The 20269-nt window shown below is 67.3% G+C and carries 19 protein-coding genes; 16 read left to right on the top strand and 3 right to left on the bottom strand.

The genetic code is table 11. From position 1 onward, the window contains the following. Positions 1 to 179: 179 nt before the first annotated feature. The 4 genes from BLTE_RS09440 to BLTE_RS09430 all read left to right on the top strand — a co-directional run bounded on the left by BLTE_RS09440 (position 180) and on the right by BLTE_RS09430 (position 3122). Positions 180 to 1355: a L,D-transpeptidase family protein gene (locus BLTE_RS09440; RefSeq protein ID WP_244600214.1), complete on the top strand. Its 1176-nt coding sequence runs from the start codon at positions 180 to 182 to the stop codon at positions 1353 to 1355. Between the two features lie 71 nt (positions 1356 to 1426). Then, complete coding sequence (locus BLTE_RS18255) at positions 1427 to 1603, top strand: DUF6898 family protein (protein WP_165439197.1); 177 nt, start codon at positions 1427 to 1429, stop codon at positions 1601 to 1603. A gap of 317 nt (positions 1604 to 1920) precedes the next feature. After that, positions 1921 to 2409, top strand: coding sequence for a hypothetical protein (locus BLTE_RS09435; protein WP_126399718.1), 489 nt, complete (start codon positions 1921 to 1923; stop codon positions 2407 to 2409). 161 nt (positions 2410 to 2570) lie between these two features. Beyond that, entirely contained in the window at positions 2571 to 3122 is a 552-nt protein-coding gene (locus tag BLTE_RS09430) for a flavin reductase family protein (protein ID WP_126399715.1), read from the top strand. 163 nt (positions 3123 to 3285) lie between these two features. Here BLTE_RS09430 and BLTE_RS18680 read toward each other — a convergent pair whose 3' ends face one another. The 3 genes from BLTE_RS18680 to BLTE_RS18070 form a co-directional block, all read right to left on the bottom strand. Beyond that, a complete protein-coding gene (locus BLTE_RS18680) occupies positions 3286 to 5667 on the bottom strand; it encodes a M10 family metallopeptidase (RefSeq protein WP_160140565.1) in 2382 nt (793 codons plus the stop codon). Between the two features lie 1269 nt (positions 5668 to 6936). Then, positions 6937 to 7110 (bottom strand): hypothetical protein, encoded by a 174-nt coding sequence (locus BLTE_RS18075; RefSeq protein WP_160140564.1) that lies wholly within the window; start codon positions 7108 to 7110, stop codon positions 6937 to 6939. 1042 nt (positions 7111 to 8152) lie between these two features. Then, complete coding sequence (locus BLTE_RS18070) at positions 8153 to 8323, bottom strand: hypothetical protein (RefSeq protein WP_160140563.1); 171 nt, start codon at positions 8321 to 8323, stop codon at positions 8153 to 8155. A 427-nt stretch (positions 8324 to 8750) separates the two neighbouring features. Here BLTE_RS18070 and BLTE_RS09420 point away from each other — a divergent pair, with 427 nt between their 5' ends. From BLTE_RS09420 to tgt, 12 genes are all read left to right on the top strand, one after another. Continuing rightward, positions 8751 to 9128 (top strand): PepSY domain-containing protein, encoded by a 378-nt coding sequence (locus BLTE_RS09420; RefSeq protein WP_126399709.1) that lies wholly within the window; start codon positions 8751 to 8753, stop codon positions 9126 to 9128. Next, positions 9128 to 9793 (top strand): response regulator transcription factor, encoded by a 666-nt coding sequence (locus BLTE_RS09415; protein ID WP_126399707.1) that lies wholly within the window; start codon positions 9128 to 9130, stop codon positions 9791 to 9793. Before BLTE_RS09420 ends, BLTE_RS09415 begins: the two co-directional genes overlap by 1 nt. Further along, positions 9790 to 11145 (top strand): sensor histidine kinase, encoded by a 1356-nt coding sequence (locus BLTE_RS09410; RefSeq protein WP_126399704.1) that lies wholly within the window; start codon positions 9790 to 9792, stop codon positions 11143 to 11145. Before BLTE_RS09415 ends, BLTE_RS09410 begins: the two co-directional genes overlap by 4 nt. Positions 11146 to 11322: 177 nt before the next feature. Continuing rightward, positions 11323 to 12072, top strand: coding sequence for a class I SAM-dependent methyltransferase (locus tag BLTE_RS09405; RefSeq protein WP_160140562.1), 750 nt, complete (start codon positions 11323 to 11325; stop codon positions 12070 to 12072). Between the two features lie 305 nt (positions 12073 to 12377). Further along, entirely contained in the window at positions 12378 to 15149 is a 2772-nt protein-coding gene (gene gyrA, locus BLTE_RS09400) for a DNA gyrase subunit A (RefSeq protein WP_126399699.1), read from the top strand. A 6-nt stretch (positions 15150 to 15155) separates the two neighbouring features. After that, positions 15156 to 15770 carry a LysE family translocator gene (locus tag BLTE_RS09395; RefSeq protein ID WP_126399696.1) on the top strand — a complete coding sequence of 205 codons (615 nt, stop codon included), beginning with the start codon at positions 15156 to 15158 and terminating at the stop codon, positions 15768 to 15770. Between the two features lie 74 nt (positions 15771 to 15844). Continuing rightward, a complete protein-coding gene (coaD, locus tag BLTE_RS09390; protein ID WP_126399694.1) occupies positions 15845 to 16351 on the top strand; it encodes a pantetheine-phosphate adenylyltransferase in 507 nt (168 codons plus the stop codon). A 20-nt stretch (positions 16352 to 16371) separates the two neighbouring features. Then, positions 16372 to 16911: a peptidylprolyl isomerase gene (locus tag BLTE_RS09385; RefSeq protein ID WP_126399691.1), complete on the top strand. Its 540-nt coding sequence runs from the start codon at positions 16372 to 16374 to the stop codon at positions 16909 to 16911. 7 nt (positions 16912 to 16918) lie between these two features. After that, entirely contained in the window at positions 16919 to 17398 is a 480-nt protein-coding gene (locus BLTE_RS09380; RefSeq protein ID WP_126399688.1) for a hypothetical protein, read from the top strand. Continuing rightward, complete coding sequence (locus BLTE_RS09375; protein WP_126399685.1) at positions 17395 to 17862, top strand: peptidylprolyl isomerase; 468 nt, start codon at positions 17395 to 17397, stop codon at positions 17860 to 17862. Before BLTE_RS09380 ends, BLTE_RS09375 begins: the two co-directional genes overlap by 4 nt. Before the next feature lie 7 nt (positions 17863 to 17869). After that, positions 17870 to 18949 carry a tRNA preQ1(34) S-adenosylmethionine ribosyltransferase-isomerase QueA gene (queA, locus tag BLTE_RS09370; RefSeq protein ID WP_126399682.1) on the top strand — a complete coding sequence of 360 codons (1080 nt, stop codon included), beginning with the start codon at positions 17870 to 17872 and terminating at the stop codon, positions 18947 to 18949. A gap of 20 nt (positions 18950 to 18969) precedes the next feature. Next, positions 18970 to 20100: a tRNA guanosine(34) transglycosylase Tgt gene (gene tgt, locus BLTE_RS09365; protein ID WP_126399680.1), complete on the top strand. Its 1131-nt coding sequence runs from the start codon at positions 18970 to 18972 to the stop codon at positions 20098 to 20100. The last annotated feature ends 169 nt before the right edge of the window (positions 20101 to 20269 follow it).

The raw sequence follows: 20269 nt of genomic DNA, 5'->3' as shown, positions 1-20269 counted from the left end.
TCGCTGATGTCATACCGGAGCCCGGCATCGTGTCGTCACGCGCCGACCAACCTTCTCGGTCTCGTCTGCCCGCCGTTCTGTCGCCCGTCTCGGTTTCCCGCCGCGGCCTGCTCGCCGGTCTTGGGGCCGGTCTGATCGCCTCGCCGGTGCTGGCGCAGGGGTTCGGTCAGGGCTTCGGCCTGGGTTTCGGCCAGGAGGAGCGGAACGCCACCCTGGTCGACAGCGCCGAATGGAACCAGGGGTTCGATTCGGCTTCTCGCACCATCCTGATGCCGCGCTCCTCGCTGCCGACCCTGTCGCCGCAGACGCTGGCGGCCACCGAGCAGGCGCTGCAGACCTATGCTGGTATCGTCGCCCGCGGCGGCTGGCCCATGGTGCCCGAGGCCGGGCGGCTGCGTGTCGGCATGCGCCACCGGGCCGTGCCGGCGCTGCGCCAGCGTCTGGCGGCGAGCGGCGACCTCGATCCCGCCGCCGGCGTCTCGGAGGTGTTCGATTCCTATGTCGAGGCCGGCGTGCGCCGCTTCCAGGCCCGTCATGGTCTGCAGGCGGACGGCGTGGTGCGCGAGAGCACCTATCGCGCCCTCAACGTGCCGGCCGACGTGCGCCTGCGCCAGCTCGAGACCAATCTCGGCCGGCTCAAGGCGATGTCCGGCTTCCTCGGCAATCGCTTCATCACCGTCAATATTCCCGCTGCCCAGCTCGAGGCGGTGGAGAATGGCGCGGTCGTTTCCCGCCACACTGCCATCGTCGGCAAGCCGGACCGGCCCTCGCCGGTGCTGTCGGTCAAGATCCAGGAAGTCAACTTCAATCCGTTCTGGACCGTGCCGGTATCGATCATCCGCAAGGATCTGATCCCCAAGATGCAGGCCGAGCCGGACTATTTGGCCAAGTACAAGATCCGGGTCTATGACGGCCGCGGCCGCGAACTCGATCCCCGCCAGATCAACTGGTACTCGGAAGAGGCGGTGAACTACCAGTTCCGCCAGGATCCGGGCGAGCAGAACTCGATGGGCTCGGTACGCATCAACATGCCGAACCAGCATTCGGTCTATATGCACGACACGCCGCAGAAGAACCTGTTCGGCGAGGACCGTCGCTTCGACTCATCGGGCTGCGTGCGGGTGCAGAACGTGCGCGATCTCGTCACCTGGATTCTCGCCGGCAGCCAATGGGCGCGGCCGCAGATCGACTCGGTGATCCGCTCGGGCGAGCGCGCCGATGCCAAGCCGGTCGCGCCGGTACCGGTCTATTGGGTCTACATCACCGCCTGGGCGACCTCGGACGGCGTGGTGCAGCTCCGAGAGGACATCTACAACCGCGATGGCCTGGGCGGCCAGGTCGCCGCGGACCACTGAGGACGAGTGGGGCAGCGCCGGCCGGCGCGGGCCGTGTGCCCGGCCAGCGTATCCGGGTTGCGGAAGGCGCCATGGCCGAGCGCGAAGTGCTGTTCGAATTTTCACGCATGGGCGCCTATGTCCGGGTGGCCGCCATCGATGCCGAAACCGGCATCGAGGTGGTGGTGATGGCGCCGGCCGCAGCCACCCGTGGCGACCTCGAACGGCTGGCACTGCAGAAGCTTCAACGCCGGCTTGCCGCAGGTTGAGACGACTATCCGCGCGTCCGGGACGATCATCGTCGGCGGATCGCAATCAAGCCTGCCGCAGGACAAGAGATCCTCGCTCCGCGTGCTTGCGGGAAGCGCAGGGGGATCATCTGCGGGCGAGGAAAATTTGTACCCGTAATCTCTGCACTTCAGCAGATATGGTTGCCCGCGGCCAGGAGTCTTGCCGGCGGAACGACAAAGCTTCGGCTTGATCAGCCGGATTCCGTCTCACGTCATCGCTTCCGCAGCAGCGGAATCCAGTCTTGCCGGGCATGCTCTGGTGCCGGGCGACGCAAACCCGGCGCATTCGAGTCGCTGTGCTTGTCGCGCTGCTGCGCTATACTACCACCGCCGTTGCGGAGGGATTCGGCATGACATACAGCTTCAAGGGCAGAGGCATTCTGTGGGAAGAGGGGCGAGGACCGGTCATCTGGTGGCCGATCAACTGGTTCTGGTTCCTGGTGACCAATTTCCAGGAGGAGCGCCGTCAGGCTGCGGAGGAACGCGCCGCCGCGCTTGACGCGGCGAAGACGGAGGCTGCTCCCGCCAAGGCGGACGAACCGGCCGCCGCTGCCGTGGACCCGGCACCGCCTGTCGAGACGGTGTCTGAGACGATCGTGGTCGAGCCGGCCGTGTCGGAGACGGTCGAGGCGGTGGCCGAGACGACGGTGGTGACGGTCGTTGCGGTCGCCGAGCCCGCCATCGAGAAGGCGCTGGCGGCCGAACCCGCTGCACCGGCCGGGCCGGCGGAGACTGCGCCCGCCGCCGAACCGGAAGCGAGCGAGCCGGCCGAGAAGAAGGCGTGACGCGGTATCCGGCCGATCAAGCCGGGTAGTCGCATCCCGACGGCCGGAAATCCCTTTTCGAACAGGTGTTTCGGAGAAGCGGTTTCCTGCGGGGGCGAGGATCGATATCACACGGTGTCCGGCATCATGGCCGGACGCCGTGTGAAACCCGTGAGGCGGCGATGTCGCGCAAGGTCGACGTCCCGGTCAGCGATGTTCGGCGCTTTCTCGAGCCCGGCCCGGTGGTGCTGGTGTCCTCGGCCGATCGCGGCGATACCGACATCATGACCATGGGCTGGCTCACGGTGATGGAGTTCACGCCGTCGCTGGTCGGCTGCATCATCTCCAGCGCCAACCACAGCTTTGGTCTGATCCGGCGCAGCAAGGCGTGCGTGATCAACCTGCCGACCGCGGATCTGATCGACACAGTGGTCGGCATCGGCAACACCACCGGCGCCGAGATCGACAAGTTCGCGCATTTCGGCCTGACGGCCGAGCCGGCCGTGCACGTCGCTGCCCCCCTCATCGCCGAGTGCCACGCCAATTTCGAATGCCGCCTCGTCGATGGCTGCCTGATCGACAAGTACAATTTCTTCATCTTCGAGGTGGTGAAGGCGCAGGCCGCGGCACGGCCGAAGCACCCGGAAACGCTGCACTATCTCGGCGGCGGCGCATTCATGGTGTCGGGCAGGATCATCAGCCGGCGCTCGAAGTTTCGGCCGGAGATGCTGTAGGGAAGGGGGCGGACGCGCGCCCCAGTGGGGCGGTATATCGCCCCCGGCACCGACGCAATTGCGGTTTCACGGCAGTGGCTTGCGGCAAAATCCGGATTCGGAATCGCAGCAGGTTGCGGCGACTTTCGGATTCAGAATCGCAACCGAGCCGTCTGGTTCTGCATCAAAGGATGACGTTCGCCGCGGTCAGCGTGGTGACGCCGGTGAGGCAGATCTCGAAATCGGCAGTGCCGTCGCCATTGATGTCCCCGGCGAGCAGGCCCTCGGTGAACCGAAGCTGGCCCGCCGTGTTCGAGAAGTCGTCATCGCCGATGAACACGAAGGTGTTGTTGCCGCGCACCGTGGTCATGGCATCGATCAGGCGCAGGTCGATGATATCGTTCTCATCCACCGAGAAGTCGCTGATGGTGTCGGCGTTCGCGCCGCAGCCCATGTCCTTGATGGTGCGGAACACGAAGGTGTCGGCGCCCTCGCCGCCGGAGAGCGTGTCGATGCCCGCGCCGCCTTCCAGGATATCATCGCCTGCGAGGCCGCTCAGCACGTCGTTTCCGGCGCCGCCGGACAGCGTGTCCTTGCCCGTGCCGCCGGTGATGACATTGGCTGACGCATTGCCGGTGCCGGTGAAGGAGTCCGATCCGGTATAGGTGAGATTCTCGAGATAGGTGCTGAGCGTATATTTGCTGAGCGTGGTGGTCACCAGATCGGTGCCGCCATCCTTGCGCTCGGTGATCCTGTCGCGCGTGCTGTCGACCACATAGGTGTCGTTGCCCGCGCCGCCCACCATGGTGTCGTTGCCGAGGCCGCCGTCGAGCGTGTCGTTGCCGTCATTGCCGGTGAGCGTGTCGTTGCCGGCGAGCCCGGACAGCGTGTCGTCGCCGGCCCCGCCGGTCAGGATGTTGGCCAGCTCGTTGCCGGTGCCGGCGAAATCCCCGCTGCCGATGAAGGTCAGCCCTTCGAGATAGTCGCCGAGCGCGAAGGCGGACAGCGAGGTGCGCACGAGATCGGTGCCCTGGCCGATCAGTTCGATCGCCTGGTCGCCCGCATCATCCACCGTGTAGGTGTCGTTGCCGGCACCGCCATACATGATGTCGGCGCCCTGGCCGCCATCCAGCGAGTCGTTGCCGGCATAGCCGTAGAGCGTGTCGGCGCCGTTGCCGGCCTTGGACTGGCCGGTGACGGTGACGGTCGTGCTGATGGTGTCGCTGCGCTTCGAGCCATGGACGATGACCCCGGTTTCCTCCTCGTCGGTGGTGGTGGTCGTCGTCGTGGTCGTCGTCGTGGTCGTGGTGGGGTCTGAGAACAGCCCGAGCAGGAAATCGTAGATGCCGTCGGCGAAGCGCGCGAACTCGATGCCGGTCAGCGTGTCCACGCCTTCACCGGAGACCAGATAGCTGCTGCCGGAGATGGAGATCGTGTAGGCCGCGAACAGGCCAGAATAGAGCGCGGTGTCGCTGCCGTCATTGCCGGTCAGCGTGTCGTTGCCGGCGCCGCCGGTCAGCGTGTCGTCGCCGGTTCCGCCCGTGAGCTGGTCGTTGCCGTCGCCGCCCAGGAGGATGTCGTTGCCGGCGCCGCCGTCGATGATGTCGTTGCCGCCGAGGCCGGACAGCGTGTTGCCGAGGCTGTTGCCGGTGAGCCGGTCCGCCCCGCTGCCGCCGATGCCGTTCTCGATCCAGGCGCCATAGGCGATCGAGAGGTTGCAGGTCATCATATCGCAGTTGGAGAACGCGCCCGGCGTCAGGTCGAGGGTGCAGGAATAGCTCCAGCCCGACAGGTCGATCGTGTCGGTACCGGCGGAATCATAGATGCACAGCACCGGGTGCCTGTTCTGGGTGAAGTCGAACACCCAGGCATCGGCGGTGGCATTGAAGCCGTAGGTGGTGTTACCGACACGCGTGGTGGTCTCGGCGCCGTACATCGTCTGGATGGCCAGGATATCGTACAGCATCGGGGTCTGGGCGTAGTAGGTCTTGCCGTCGCTCGCCACCCAGTCGGCACCGGTATTGTTGGCCGTGAAGTACGACATGATGGTGTACATCTGCGAATCCTGCATGAAGAGTGCATCGTTCGCATAGGTCGGCGAGCCGCCATTATAGTCGCCGGGGTGGTCGAGACCCAGCGCGTGGCCGGTTTCATGGACGTAGGTCTGGAAGCCCCACTGGCCGACGGTGGGCGACACCAGATTGTTGGTGCCGGAATTCGAGCCGTAGCTGGAATTGAACCAGACGGAGCTGGCGCCGGTATAGCTGCCCGGATAATAGGCGTGGGCGTAGCCGATATTGGTGGTGGTGTTCGAGTACTTGATCGTCGCCGCGGCGCCGTTGGACGTGTAGGCGAAATCGGTCGTGATCAGGTCATCCCACAGCTTGATGGCGAGGGTTGCGGCGGTCTGCTGGGTGCTGTTCAGCGCCGAGAACCCGGACTTCTCGGCGTAGGGAAACCAGCTTGCGCTGGAGGGGAAGCCGTAGGTCAGGCTGGCGCCCGTCAGGTGATAACCGCTGTCGAGCTGAGCAGTGATCTGGGCGTTCGTCCAAACCGCCTTCGCCATGATGCGCCCTCCTGGACCCCAATTCGCAGGCGGCATGATTCCGAAGACGCTTTAAACAAACTGCGTATTGATCCCTAAAATGCCATCTACCTGTGACACTTCATTGGCGGTCGACGACAGCCCGGGGGTGAGTGGCGACACGAAATCGAACGGCGTAGGGGGCGTTTTGTCGCTCAGTTGCTGGGAATTCCGACGTTCGAGGGCGATTTCTGCGGAGTTTGCTTCCGCATTCCATCGGGTAATCATCCGGAAACCATATGACACGGCATGCCGGCACCGACTGGCAAGCGTGCGACGGCAGCGCCTTGTGGCAGGCCCGCGGCAGCAGGCCACCCGGAGCGAGATCGTGTCACACGGCCTCCCGATGATCCCTCCGGGATGCCGGAAGCGGTCTCGACGAAAGCGTCGGTCAGCCAGGGTTGGCTCGACATTGGAAATTTTGGCGATCGGAGTGCGAACGGTCGCGCGCGTCAGTGCTTGGGGTCGTCCGCATGATTTGCCGGCGAGGTCGGACCAAAGGCCGCGAACGCGGACCGTTGATTCCTGTCGCGGATTTTCGCGAAGTCCTTGATTTCATACCGGCCTGCGTGGACGGGAACCTGCGGGGCCAAGCGGTATGGCCGGAACAGTCCCCGCCATCGCCGGGCTTGTCCCGGCGATCCCGACACCCTGGTCATCCCGCTTGCCGACCTCTTGTCCGACACCGCCGCGGTCCAATCGAGATCGCCGGGCCAAGCCCGGCGATGACCACGGTGAGAGTGCGCAAGCATGTCATCTCAGCCTGCGCGGATCAGAGGCTGTCGGCCCGGTCGCTGGCGACGATAGACCCCGGAGTCATGCTCCAAGCAGGCTGGTATCAGATGAGAAAAACCGCGAGAGTCGACGGTCCCACGCCTCAGCGTTCGGGCCGTTTGTCTCACTTGCTCGGCAAGGTCATGTCGCCGGCAAAAATAAAGCCGCGCAGGGGGCGCGGCGTAACGGACGGCCACTAAAGCATTTTCCGCACAAGTGGATACCGGTTGTGCGAAAGAAAATGCGACAAACGAGAAACTTAAAGCGTCCGATCTGATGCAGTCAGATCGGATCACGCTCTAGGAATCTGACGATCAACCGGATTGCGATCGCCAAAAATAAAGCAGGATTTCCGAAGTCCGCATATGAGCGGATTCGGAAATCCTGCGATCGTCTCAGGTTTTGCAGGACAGCGCTGGTCCGACCTTCAGTCCAACCTGCGTCACTCTGCTCAGGCCCTGCTACGCCGACCTGTGATCAACGATAGAGCAGCGCGATCCAGATGGTCGGGATGCCAAGGATTCCGAGCGGAACCCACAGGTTGGCGTCGGTGATGCTCGGCACGACAGAGCCATCGGCAGCGAAGTAAGCAGAAGCGAGCGTCGACGTGAGGACGACCGAAAGCGCCCCAATAACAGCTGATAGTTTCATCTTTGGTCCTCTCATGAAGGGGCCCAGGAATGCTTACTTCCTTTTCCGCCATGCCTCGCGGCCGGTGTTGTCTTCCGCCGCCAGTCCATTCACCTCACACCGATCGGGGCAGCGGTGTCGTTGCGAATGAGAACGGAAAAGGTTGTCGCACCTCCGAGCGAGGTGACTCTAGCGCTTCTGGCGACGAATGCAATGGTCGGATCGGCGATTGAGGTTACGAGAAACTGCCGATCACCGGCCCGCCGCATGCGGTTCGAGCTCGTGGCGGGCGAACATTTTTGACGCCGCGGAGGTATTCGCCGGAAACAATCCGGCGGAGCGCGTCCGGTAGCCAGCGGCCGCGAAGCCGCATGCGGCAAGGGTTGCACCGAGGGCGCGGCGGCGACTCGGTCGCCACGCAGGGGAGCGCGACCTGGGACCACCGCCCACGGGTCGGCCGCGGCACGCGCGGTCGCCGCAACCGGGATGGGATGCACCCATGAGACGTACTACGTACGGGCTCGACCAGCCGGCCGATCGCTGTCCGGAGAGGGCGGTGGGCAAAGCGAGGGGGCGCAAGGCCACCGGTTGGCCGCGACGCCCCCGGTCGGGCTTCCGGGCGAAGAAGCTTCCGAGAGGAGATCCTCGGCCGCAGAAGCTGCTGGCGTCACACCGTGCGCAGGCTGAACCGCAGCCCGTAATAGAATCAACGGATTCGAGAAACGAGGTGAGCCGAGACAAGGAGAGGGCAAGAAAAGGGGAAAAACAAGAAAAGGGGAGAAAACGGCGCGCGGACAGAATCGAAAGCAGGGACTCGAACGGCAGCAGTTCGGGGGATGAGACGTCGGATGGCGGGCGCGCGAACGGCGGAAAACCGGACGGCAAGAATCAAAAAGCTGCCACAAGCGCAGGGCTGTGGCAGCTTTATGAAGCAGGATTCCCAAAAGCGCCTTAGCGCAATTGGAAATCCTGCAAGAGCGTCAGGCTTTACAGAACCGTTCTGGGCCCACGAGGAGCCCAGCCCGATATGTTCTGCTCACATCCTGAACCGCTGGGCACGTGCTCAACGATAGAGCAGCGCGATCCAGATGGTCGGGATGCCAAGGATTCCGAGCGGAACCCACAGGTTCCAGTCGGTGATGCTCGGCTGAACAACGCCGTTGACCATGGCGGCAGACGCAGCCGTCGACGCGAGGATGGCCGAGAGCGCCCCAATAACGAACGAAAGTTTCATCTTTGATCCTCTCCTAAGGAGCTGAGGGTGCCCACCTCCCCCATACTGAGACGGCTGGCATGACCAGACGCTTCAGTTCATCCATGCAAACCGGTCGGGGCTGCGGTCCGTCACGGATGAGAATGGAAGAGGTTGTCGCACCCCCCAAGCGGGGTGACACTACCGTTTCTGGCGCCGAATGCAATGGCCGCCATTGCCGGCAAATGCCGCTTGGCGCCGCTCGATCGCGCTGTTTCGCGGAGGTTGCCGGCGGCCGCTCCTCTTTCCCGAGGCGGCAGGCGGCGTTGCGCCGAGCGACGGTTCTTTGCCGGCTTTCACAGCGCCTTGCCGGAAGGGGGATTCGCCTCGCAATCCCGGCAATCCCGGTCCGGCTGGGGACGGCGGCGGCGTCAGGGCGCCGTCAGCCGTGCGAATCTAAAAGGTGACCATGGTTGATAATGTCAGGCGCGTGATTCTTCTGGCCGGCGTGTGCGGACTTCTCGGCATTCCCGGCGCCGCTGCGCAATTTGGTCCGCCGCATGGGTTTGGCGGGCCGTACGGCCCTGGCGAGCAGCGGCGGAATCGCCACCGCCGCCGTGACGACCACGACTGCGCCCGGCGGGCGCTGGAGGAGGGGCGGGCGCGGCCGCTGGCCGAAATCCTGCCGGCTGTCGAGTCGGCGCTGGGCGGGCAGGTCATCGAGGTCGAGCTGGAACACTGTGACGCCCGGATCGTCTATGAGGTCAAGGTGCTGCGGCCGGATGGCCGGCTGGTCGAGGCCGAGGTCGATGCCATGACCGGCGAGGTCCTCAAGGAAAAGATGTGATGCGCGTGCTGGTGGTGGAGGACGAGCCGCGCATCGCCGATGACATCGCCGCGGCGCTGACGGCGACCGGGGCGGTGGTGGACGTCGTCGCCGATGGCGAGGAGGCGTGGTTCAAGGGCGACACCGAGGACTACGCGCTGGTGGTGCTCGATCTCGGCCTGCCGGGGCTCGACGGTCTGGCGGTGCTCAAGCGCTGGCGGCGCAACGGGCGCCAGATGCCGGTGCTGGTGCTGTCGGCGCGCGGCACCTGGGCCGAGCGGGTGGAAGGCATCGATGCCGGCGCCGACGACTATCTGCCGAAGCCCTTCCGCATGGAGGAGCTGGTCGCCCGTGCCCGTGCGCTCGTCCGCCGCTCGGCGGGAATCGGCACGGCGGTGATCGAGGCCGGCCCGCTCGCCGTCGATCCGCGCGAGATGCGGGTGACGGTGCGCGGCCTGCCGGTGACGCTCTCTCCACTCGAATACCGGCTGGTGGCCTATCTGGCGCTCCACAAGGGGCGGGTGGTGCCGGCCCATGAGCTGATCGGCCATCTCTATGGCGACGACGATGCCCGCGACGCCAACGCCCTGGAAGCGCTGGTCACCCGGCTGCGCCGCAAGCTGGGCGCCGAGCTGATCGAGACCCGCCGTGGCTTCGGCTATCTGGTGGCGGAGCCGCGGCCGTGATCGGCGGCTCGCTGCGGCTGCGGCTGTTCGCGGCCGGAGCGGTGTCGATTCTCCTGGCGCTCGGGCTCGCCGCGCTGGGGCTGACCATGCTGTTCGAGCGCCACGTCGAGCGGCGCATGGCAGCCGACCTGACGGTCATTCTCGACCGGCTGTTGGCGGGGCTCGACAGCGACACCAGCGGCCGGCTGGCCGAGACCGATCCGCCCGACGACCCACGCTTCGACAAGCCGCTGGCCGGGCTCTACTGGCAGGTGACGGCCGAGCCGGGCGGCCTGATCGATCGGTCGCGCTCGCTGTGGGATTCGCAACTGGCGCTGCCAGCCGACGAACTGTCGGAAGGCACGCTGCACCACCACCGCATCCCGGGGCCGGGGGGCGGCACGCTGTTGGCGGTGGAGCGGCGGGTGATCCTGTCGCCGCGGCTGGGCGGCGGCGCGGTGCGGGTGGCTGTGGCGCAGGACGTGGCCGATCTCACCGCGGCGACCCGCGATTTTGCCGGCGACCTGCTGCCGTTTCTCGGTCTGGTGGCGCTGCTGCTGGTGGCGGCCTCGGCGGTGCAGGTGGCGGTGGGTCTGGCGCCGCTCAAGGCGGTGCAGGCCCGGCTGGCGGCGATCCGCGCCGGCACCGCCGAGCGGCTCGGCACGGCCTTCCCCGACGAGGTTCGCCCGCTGGCCGCCGAGGTCGACGCCCTGCTGGAGCAGCGTGAACGTCAGGTCACGGCGGCGCGGGCACGCGCCTCCGACCTCGCCCACGGGCTCAAGACGCCGCTGCAGGTGCTGGCCGGCGACATCGACCGGCTGCAGGCCAAGGGCGAGAGCGTCATCGCCGCCGACCTCGCCGCCATCGGCGAGGCGATGCGCCGGCACGTCGAGCGGGAACTGGCGCGGGCACGCCGCACCGGCGGCACCACCACTGCCCGTGCCATGGTGGCGGCGGTGGCGGCGCAGGTCATCGCCGTGGTGCGCCGCACGTCGCGCGGCGAGGCGCTCGAATGGTCGAACGACGTGCCTGCCGACCTCGCCGTCCGCATCCAGCCCGACGACCTGACCGAGATCCTCGGCAATCTGCTGGAGAATGCCGCCCGCCATGCCGCCGAGCGCATCGAGGTGCGGGCGGTCGCCGAGGCGGATTGGGTGGTGATCTCGGTCATCGATGACGGGCCGGGCATTCCGGAGGCCCAGGTGCCGATCGCGCTCCGGCGCGGCGGCCGTCTCGACCAGACCGGGCCCGGCACCGGGCTTGGCCTCGCCATCGCCGCCGACCTCGCCGAAGCCTGGGACGGGGCGCTGACGCTCGGCCCGACCGCGCCCGGCGCCATGACCGCGGTGGTGCGGCTGCCGCGCGCGGGCTGACATCCCTCGCGTTCTACGCCGACTCCGCGTCCGCAACCGGCAAATGCTCTATCGCGGCAAATGTTCTCCCACGGCAAGTGTTCTCCCACGGTAAGACAATCGTCCGCACGCAATCGGTGTTGGATACGCTTCCGCCCGCTCGGCTCCGGCGCTAGAAGAAGGCGAGGGGAAAAAAGCATGACCATTGAAGACGCATTCATGCGGGTATTCGGCGACCTGATTCGCCAGGGGCCCGGCACGACTGCGTCCACCCTGCGCGCGCTCAACCTCGTGCGTCCGCTGCTGCCGCCGACCGGCGAGGTGCTCGACGTCGGCTGTGGCACCGGCGCCTCGACGCGGGTGCTCGCCCGCCATCTCGACCGGGTGATCCGGGCGTCCGACGTGTTCCCGGCCTCGGTCGAGATCGCCCGCAAGCGGGCCGAGCTGGTCGGGCTCGGCGATCGCATCGTATTCGAGGTCGCCTCGCTCGACGATCCCGGCATCGGTCCGGGCACCGCCGCGCTGATCTGGTGCGAGGCGGCGGCATATTCGGTCGGCGTCGGGCGGGCGCTCGACGCTTGGCGCGACCTGCTGATGCCGGGCGGCCTCGCCGTGTTCAGCGAGCTGGTCTGGCTGGGGGAGGAGCGGCCGCCGGAAGCCTCCGCGTTCTGGGAGCGTGAATATCCGGGCATGACCGACGTGACGGCCCTGCGCGCCGAGGTCGCCGGCCGCGGCTTCGAGCCGGTCGCCGACTTCGTGCTGCCGGTCGAGGACTGGTGGGAGAGCTACTATCTGCCGCTGGCGGCCCGGCTCGACGCGCTGGGCACCGTGATGGACCCTGCGCTGGCCGAGGTCGCGGCCCTCACCCGCCGCGAGATCGCGGTCTTCCGCGACTGTGGCGACACCTATGGCTACATCACCGTGGCGGCCCGCAAGCCGGCGCCGTGAGCCCGGGCCGGCGGGGCGGGCGATGAGGGCCGCAACCCTGGCCGGCGCGCTGGAACCTCCCGCAACGCTTCGCACAAATATCTGAAACTAAACTGAAAAATCCCCGCCTTTGCAGGCTTGCGGCGGTGGCGCCGGGCGGCGGAATCGGCTATCCAGGCAGGCATTGCAGCATCCGGCCGGTCACTCCGTGATCGCCGGATCCGAATTTTGCCCGAAATCCTTGTTCAAGAACGGGGTTTCCAGCGATCGGACTGCGGATCCGGCCCCTTGGGCCGGTATCCGCATCATCCCAGCACACCGAGGCGATGTTGCCCAACGACCCCGCGAACCCCCAAGGCGGCGATTCCTCCGACGTTCGTCCTGTCTCCATCGCCGAGGAGATGAAGCGCTCCTACCTCGATTACGCGATGAGCGTGATCGTGAGCCGGGCGCTGCCCGACGTGCGCGACGGGCTCAAGCCTGTGCATCGCCGCATCCTGTTCTCGATGAGCGAGAACGGTTACGAGTGGAACAAGCCGTACCGCAAATCGGCCCGCGTGGTCGGCGACGTCATCGGTAAGTATCATCCGCATGGCGATCAGGCGGTCTATGACGCGCTGGTGCGCATGGCGCAGCCCTTCTCGATGCGTCTGACGCTGATCGACGGGCAGGGCAATTTCGGCTCGCTCGACGGCGATCCGCCGGCGGCGATGCGCTACACCGAGGTGCGCCTGCAGAAGGTCGCGGGCGCGCTTCTCGACGACCTCGACAAGGACACCGTCGAGTTCCTGCCCAACTACGACAATTCCGAGCGCGAGCCGTCGGTGCTGCCGGCGCGCTTCCCCAATCTGCTGGCCAATGGCGCGGGTGGCATCGCGGTCGGCATGGCCACCAACATCCCGCCGCACAATCTCGGCGAGGTGATCGATGCCTGCATCGCCTACATCGACAATCCGGGGATCGGCATCGACGAGCTGGCCGAGCGCATGCCGGGGCCGGATTTCCCGACCGGCGGCCTGATCCTCGGCCGCGGCGGCATCCGCTCCGCCTTCCACACCGGCCGCGGCTCGGTGGTGATGCGGGGCAAGGTGTCGATCGAGACCATCCGCAAGGACCGCGAAGCCATCATCATCACCGAGGTGCCCTACCAGGTGAACAAGGCGTCGATGGTCGAGAAGATCGCCGAGTTGGTGCGGGAGAAGCGCATCGAGGGCGTCTCCGACCTGCGCGACGAGAGCGACCGTCAGGGCGTGCGCGTGGTTGTCGAGCTCAAGCGCGACGCGGTGCCCGACGTGGTGCTGAACCAGCTCTACCGCTTCACGCCGCTGCAGACCACGTTCGGCGTCAACATGGTGGCGCTGGCCGGCGGCCGGCCGGCGCTGATGAACTTGAAGGATCTGATCTCGGCCTTCGTCGCCTTCCGCGAAGAGGTGGTCAGCCGCCGCACCAAGTTCCTGCTGCGCAAGGCGCGCGACCGCGCCCACATCCTGGTCGGCCTCGCCATCGCGGTGGCCAATATTGACGAGGTGATCCGGCTGATCCGCACCTCGCCGGACGCCGCGACGGCCCGCGAAGCCCTGATGGCGCGCGACTGGCCGGCGCGGGACGTCGAGCCGCTGCTGGCGCTGATCGACGACCCGCGCCACCGCATCGGCGAGGACGGCACCATCCGCCTCACCGAGGAGCAGGCGCGCGCGATCCTCGACCTCCGCCTGCAGCGCCTCACCGCGCTGGGCCGCGAGGAGATCGCCCAGGAACTCGACAAGCTCGCCGCCGAGATCACCGACTATCTCGACATCCTGCGCTCGCGCGCCCGCATCATGGCCATCGTCAAGACCGAGCTGGTCGAGCTGCAGAGCGAATTTGCCACCCCGCGCAAGACCGAGATCGTCGAAGCCGACGCCGACATGGAGGATGAGGATCTCATCCAGCGCGAGGACATGGTGGTGACCGTGTCGCACGCCGGCTATGTCAAGCGCGTGCCGCTGTCGACCTACCGGGCGCAGCGCCGCGGCGGCAAGGGCCGCTCGGGCATGCAGACGCGGGAGGAGGATTTCGTCACCCGCCTGTTCGTCGCCTCCACCCACGCGCCGGTGCTGTTCTTCTCCTCGCGCGGTATGGTCTACAAGCTGAAAGTCTGGCGCCTGCCCTTGGCGCCGCCGCAGGGGCGCGGCAAGGCGCTGGTCAACATCCTGCCCTTGGAGCAGGGCGAGCGCATCACCTCGATCATGCCGCTGCCGGAGGATGAGTCGACCTGGGCGAACTATCAGATCATGTTCGCCACCACCGCCGGCGGCGTGCGCAAGAACGAGCTGTCCGACTTCGTCCAGGTCAACCGCAACGGCAAGATCGCGATGAAGCTGACGGAGGAGGGCGAGGCGATCGCCGGTGTGGCGCTCTGCACCGAGGCCGACGACGTGCTGCTCACCGCGGCGAACGGCCAGTGCATCCGCTTCCCCGTCGGCGACGTGCGCCTGTTCAAGGGTCGCGAATCGACCGGCGTGCGCGGCATCCGGCTGGAGGGAGACGACCGCGTCATCTCCATGGCCATCCTGCGCCATGCCGAGGCGACCTCGGCCGAGCGCGCCGCCTATCTCAAGCAGGCGTCTGCCATGCGCCGCGCGGCCGGCGACGATGTGCCGGACGAGCCGGTGGTGGCGGAGGAGGGCGAGGAGGCTGCCGGCAACGGCCAGCTCGCGCCCGAGCGCTATATCGAGATGGGCGCCCAGGAGCAGTTCATCCTCACCGTCTCGGAGAACGGCTTCGGCAAGCGCTCATCGTCGTTCGAGTACCGCATCGCCGGCCGCGGCGGCAAAGGCATCGCCGCCATGGCGGTGAACGACCGCAACGGGCCGCTGGTGGCCTCGTTCCCGGTCGAGGATTCCGACCAGATCATGCTGGTCACCAATGGCGGCCAGCTCATCCGCTGCCCGGTCGACGGCATCCGCATCGCCGGCCGCTCGACCCAAGGCGTGATCATCTTCAACACCGCCGAGGGCGAGCGGGTGGTCTCGGTCGAGCGGGTGAGCGAGGAGACCGCCGGCGAGGCAAGCGCCGATGCGAACGGCGAGGGCGAGGACGACGGCGGGGAAGGGTGAGCCGCGATGACCGTTGAAACCTGGCTGCTGTTCGTTCTCGCTACCGCGGCGCTGATCGCCACCCCCGGGCCGAACGTCGCGCTGGTGGTCGGCACCACCCTGCGCCACGGCCGCACCGCGGGCCTGCTCGCGGTGGCCGGGGTCAATGCCGGGGTGGTGCTGCAGCTCTGCACGGTTGCCGCCGGTCTCACCTGGATCGTCGAGGTGTTCTCGGCCCATTTCGACCTGATCCGTTACCTCGGCGCCGGCTACCTGATCTTTCTTGCGGTGCAGCAATGGCGCAGCAAGCCGGTCTCACCCGGCGTCGCCGCCCCGGCACTGGCGCCCGAGCGGGCGTTTGCCCGCGGCTTCCTCATCGCCTTCGCCAATCCCAAGACGCTGGTGTTCTTCGCCGCCTTCCTGCCGCTGTTTATCGACCCCAATGCCGGGGAGTCGACCGCACTATGGATCCTGGCCGCCACCTTCGCGGTGATCGCGGCGGGCGGCGACACTCTGTTCGTTCTGGCGGCGGCGCGCCTCGGCCATGCGGTGTCCGGCCGTTACGTCCGCATCGCCGACAGAGCGAGCGCCGGCATCCTGCTCGGCGGCGCCGTGGTGCTGCTGGCGGCAGGGCGGCGGTAGCCTCCCGGCGCCCAAACCCTCGGCCTCGGGGCGTATTTCCACTTTCACGGATTGTGGGCTAAAGGTGCCGCCCGATGATGCGCACCGCCTTCTACCCCGGCTCCTTCGACCCGGTGACCAACGGCCATGTGGACGTGATCCACAATGCCTGCCGGATGGTCGACCGTTTCGTCATCGGCATCGGCATCCACCCCGGCAAGATGCCGCTGTTCTCGGCCGAGGACCGGGCGTCGATGCTGATGGAGATCTGCGGCCCCTATGCCAGCGAGGTCGGCAGCCGGCTGGAGGTCGTCACCTTCGACGACCTCGCGGTCTCGGCGGCGCGCCGGGTCGGCGCCGGCCTCCTGATCCGCGGCCTGCGCGACGGCTCCGACCTTGATTACGAGATGCAGCTTGCCGGCATGAACGCCACCCTGGCGCCGGAGTTGCAGACGGTGTTCCTGCCGGCCTCGCCGATCGTGCGCCCCATCACCGCCACGCTGGTGCGGCAGATCGCCAGCATGGGGGGCGACGTGTCCGCCTTCGTGCCTGCGCCGGTCCAGCAGCGGCTGGCCGCCAAATTCCCGCCCCGCAGGGGCTGATCGACTCCAAAGGAGGCTTCATGTTCCGCGCCCTCGTGACCGCGCTCGCGCTCGCCTTCGCGGCGCCTGCGCTCGCCCAGACGACGCTGCCGCCCGACCCTGCGAACACCGTGGTGCTGGAGACGACCAAGGGCCGCGTCGTCATCCGCCTGCGCGATGACGTTGCCCCCAAGCACGCCGAGCGCATCAAGCTGCTGGCCCGCGAGGGCTATTATGATGGCGTGCCGTTCCACCGCGTCATCCCCGGCTTCATGGCGCAGACCGGTGACGGCGAGCGGGGCGACGGCACCGGCGGCTCGAAGTATCCGGACCTGCGCCAGGAATTCTCCAAGGTGCCCTACACCCGCGGTGTCGTCGGCATGGCCCGTGCGAGGGATCCCAATTCGGCAAACTCGCAGTTCTTCATCATGTTTGCCGACAAGCCGCACCTCAACAACCAGTACACCGTGGTCGGCTACGTCACCGAGGGCATGGATGTGGTCGACAACATCGAGCGCGGCGAGCCGCCCCGCAATCCCGACAAGATCGTCAAGATGACGGTCCAGGCCGACTCCAAATGAGTCCCGCATGAGATCAGCGCCCTTCGCCGCTGCGACCGGCTTGGCCTTGGCCTTCTTGGCCGCCGCGGCGGAGGCGCCGGGCCATCCTGTCGAGACGGTGCAGGGCCTGATCCTCGGCGTGCGCATTGCAGCCGACAATCCGAACCCAGTGCGCCCGACCGCGCCGATCTCCGACCTCAATGGCGTCGCCCAAGCGCTTGCTGGATGCTGGAGCCCGCCTGACCACGCCGAGGTGGCCAACCCGCCCGACGTGATCTTCCAGGTGAGCTACCGCCGCAACGGCACCCTGTTCGGCCGGCCGCGAACCATCGAGTTCTCCCGTGCGGTGACCTCGGCCGAGCGTGGAATCTTCTATCAGGCGGTCGCCCGGGCGCTCGACCTGTGTTCATCCCTGCCGTTCACCGACGGGCTCGGCGGCGCCGTCGCCGGACGGACCTTCAGGGTCGTCCTCCAAGACCGCCGCAACCAGAGGCAAGCGCTCCGATGAGTGATCCCGAAAACACGCTGATTCTCGAAACCACCAAGGGCCGCGTCACCATCGCGCTGCGTCCCGACCTCGCCCCCAACCATGTCGAGCGGCTGAAGACCCTGGCGCGCCAAGGCTTCTATGACGGCATCGTGTTCCACCGGGTGATCGACGGCTTCATGGCCCAGACCGGCTGCCCGCGCGGCACCGGCACCGGCGGCTCGGACCTGCCCAACCTCAAGGCCGAGTTCTCGGCCGAGAAGCACGTGCGCGGCACCTGCTCGATGGCGCGCTCCGCCAATCCGGATTCGGCCAATTCGCAGTTCTTCATCTGCTTCGCCGAGGCGCCCTGGCTCGACCGCCAGTATTCGGTCTGGGGTCAGGTCACCGAGGGCATGGACGTGGTCGACCAGATCAAGCGCGGCGAGCCGGTGCGCGATCCCGACAAGATCGTCTCGATGAAGGTGGCGGCCGACGCGGCCTGATCCTGCCGTGCGCCTCTCCGACTTCGATTATGACCTGCCGGAGGGGCGCATCGCGCTGCGCCCGGCCGAGCCGCGCGACTCGGCGCGGCTCCTCGTCGTGCGGCCGGGCGCGGGCCTTGAGGACCGCGTCGTGCGCGACCTGCCGGACCTGCTTAAGCCCGGCGATGCGCTGGTGTTCAACGACACGCGCGTGATTCCCGCCGAGTTGGTCGGGTTGCGGGTGCGCGGCGAGGCCGCCGCCACCGTCCATTTCAATTTGCACAAGCGCATCGCGGAGGATCGCTGGCTCGCCTTCGCCCGCCCGGCCAAGCGGCTGAAGGTGGGCGAGCGGGTGCGGTTCGGCCCCGCATCCGAGAGCATCGCCTGCGAGCTTGCCGCCTTCGACGCCGAGGTGGCGGCGAAGGGCGAAGGCGGCGAGGTCGAGCTGCGCTTCGCCCTTTCCGGCGTGGCGCTCGACGAGGCGATTGCCCGCCACGGCCACGTGCCGCTGCCGCCCTACATCGCCGCACGGCGCGCGGACGATGCCCGCGACCGCGCCGACTATCAGACGGTGTTCGCCCGTTTCGACGGCTCGGTCGCCGCGCCCACCGCCGGCCTGCACTTCACGCCCGATCTGCTAGGGCGGCTTGCGGCGAAGGGCATCTCGCAGCATTTCGTCACGCTGCATGTCGGCGCCGGCACCTTCCTGCCGGTCAAGACCGAGGATGTGCGCGCCCACCGCATGCACGCTGAGTGGGGCGAGGTCTCGGCCGCGACCGTCGAAGCGCTTGACGCGGCGCGGGCAGGGGGCGGCCGCGTCGTCGCCGTCGGCACCACCTCGGCGCGCCTGCTGGAGACCGCAGCAAGGGATGGTGCGCTCAAGCCCTTCGCCGGCGAGACCGATATCTTCATCACGCCGGGCTACCGCTTCCGCGCCGTCGACGTGCTGATGAGCAACTTCCATCTGCCGAAGTCGACGCTGTTCATGCTGGTCTCGGCCTTTTCCGGCCTTGAGACCATGCGCGCCGCCTACGCGCACGCTATCCAATCCGGCTATCGCTTCTATTCCTACGGCGACGCCAGCCTGCTGTTTCCGGATCGAGCCTGATCCAAATCCGAGCCTGAGACATGACCGCCTTTTCCTTCCGCGTCCGCGCCACGGACGGCACCGCGCGCCTTGGCGAGATCGCCACCCCGCGCGGCGTCATCCGCACGCCCGCCTTCATGCCGGTCGGCACCCAGGCCACCGTCAAGGCGATGTATCCCGAGCAGGTGAGGGCGCTCGGCGCCGACATCATCCTTGGCAACACCTATCACCTGATGCTGCGCCCAGGGGCGGAGCGGGTGGCTCGGCTCGGCGGGCTCCACACCTTCATGGACTGGCCGCACCCGATCCTTACCGATTCGGGCGGCTTCCAGGTGATGTCGCTCGCCTCCTTGCGCAAGCTCGACGAGGACGGCGTCACGTTTCGCTCGCACCTCGATGGCTCCGAATACCGGCTGACGCCGGAGCGCTCGATCGAGATCCAGGGCCTGCTCGGCGCCGACATCCAGATGCAGCTCGACGAATGCCTGAAGCTGCCGGCCGCCCGCGAGGACATCGCCCGCGCCATGGAGCTGTCGCTGCGCTGGGCCGAGCGCTCGCGCCGGGCCTTCGAGGGCCAGCCCGAGGGCCGGGCGATCTTCGGCATCGTCCAGGGCGGCGACCAGCCGGATTTGCGGGTCGAGAGCGCCAAGGCGCTGGCCGGCATGGATTTCCACGGCCTCGCGGTCGGCGGCCTTGCGGTTGGCGAGCCGCAGGAGGTGATGCTGGCGATGATCGAGACGGTGGAGCCGCATCTGCCGGCCGCCAAGCCGCGCTATCTGATGGGCGTCGGCACGCCGGACGACATCCTGGAGGCGGCGTCGCGCGGCATCGACATGTTCGACTGCGTTATGCCGACCCGCGCCGGCCGCCACGCCACCGCCTTCACCCGCTTCGGCAAGATCAATCTGCGCAACGCCCGCCACGCCGAGGACACCCGCCCGCTCGACCCCGACAGCCCCTCCGAGCCGCTGCGCCGCTGGAGCCGGGCCTATCTCCACCACCTCGTGCGGGCCGAGGAGATGCTGGCCGGCATGATCCTGACCGCCGTCAACATCGCCTATTACCAGGAGTTGATGGCCGGCATCCGCTCAGCCATCGCAGAAGGGCGGCTCGCCGCCTTCCGCGAGGAGGTCAAGGCCGGCTGGGCGCGGGGCGATCTGCCGGCATTGTGATACGATTTCCGGTTGATCCCTTCGGGATACTGGAAACGGTCTCGCCGAAAACCCCTTATTCAGTAACGGGATTTTCGGCGATCGGAATACGTATTCCGGCTTGATCAGCCGGAATACGTATGAGCCGCCGCCTGCGCGGCCTGCCGTGATCTGTGATCGGCGGGAGGTT

This window comes from Blastochloris tepida (genome assembly GCF_003966715.1).
GTDB lineage: Bacteria > Pseudomonadota > Alphaproteobacteria > Rhizobiales > Xanthobacteraceae > Blastochloris > Blastochloris tepida.
The sequence above is the reverse complement of the archived record's forward strand: the minus strand, read 5'-3'. Positions and strand labels throughout refer to the sequence as shown.

Bases quoted from the DNA above. Each gene is read 5' to 3' on its own strand.
- BLTE_RS09415 (WP_126399707.1), top strand. From the start codon at position 9,128: ATGCGCGTGCTGGTGGTGGAGGACGAGCCGCGCATCGCCGATGACATC.
- BLTE_RS09380 (WP_126399688.1), top strand. From the start codon at position 16,919: ATGAGATCAGCGCCCTTCGCCGCTGCGACCGGCTTGGCCTTGGCCTTC.
- BLTE_RS18680 (WP_160140565.1), bottom strand. From the start codon at position 5,667: ATGGCGAAGGCGGTTTGGACGAACGCCCAGATCACTGCTCAGCTCGAC.
- gyrA (WP_126399699.1), top strand. From the start codon at position 12,378: ATGTTGCCCAACGACCCCGCGAACCCCCAAGGCGGCGATTCCTCCGAC.
- BLTE_RS18255 (WP_165439197.1), top strand. From the start codon at position 1,427: ATGGCCGAGCGCGAAGTGCTGTTCGAATTTTCACGCATGGGCGCCTAT.
- BLTE_RS09375 (WP_126399685.1), top strand. From the start codon at position 17,395: ATGAGTGATCCCGAAAACACGCTGATTCTCGAAACCACCAAGGGCCGC.
- BLTE_RS09395 (WP_126399696.1), top strand. From the start codon at position 15,156: ATGACCGTTGAAACCTGGCTGCTGTTCGTTCTCGCTACCGCGGCGCTG.
- coaD (WP_126399694.1), top strand. From the start codon at position 15,845: ATGATGCGCACCGCCTTCTACCCCGGCTCCTTCGACCCGGTGACCAAC.
- tgt (WP_126399680.1), top strand. From the start codon at position 18,970: ATGACCGCCTTTTCCTTCCGCGTCCGCGCCACGGACGGCACCGCGCGC.
- BLTE_RS18075 (WP_160140564.1), bottom strand. From the start codon at position 7,110: ATGAAACTATCAGCTGTTATTGGGGCGCTTTCGGTCGTCCTCACGTCG.
- BLTE_RS09430 (WP_126399715.1), top strand. From the start codon at position 2,571: ATGTCGCGCAAGGTCGACGTCCCGGTCAGCGATGTTCGGCGCTTTCTC.
- BLTE_RS18070 (WP_160140563.1), bottom strand. From the start codon at position 8,323: ATGAAACTTTCGTTCGTTATTGGGGCGCTCTCGGCCATCCTCGCGTCG.
- BLTE_RS09420 (WP_126399709.1), top strand. From the start codon at position 8,751: ATGGTTGATAATGTCAGGCGCGTGATTCTTCTGGCCGGCGTGTGCGGA.
- BLTE_RS09405 (WP_160140562.1), top strand. From the start codon at position 11,323: ATGACCATTGAAGACGCATTCATGCGGGTATTCGGCGACCTGATTCGC.
- BLTE_RS09385 (WP_126399691.1), top strand. From the start codon at position 16,372: ATGTTCCGCGCCCTCGTGACCGCGCTCGCGCTCGCCTTCGCGGCGCCT.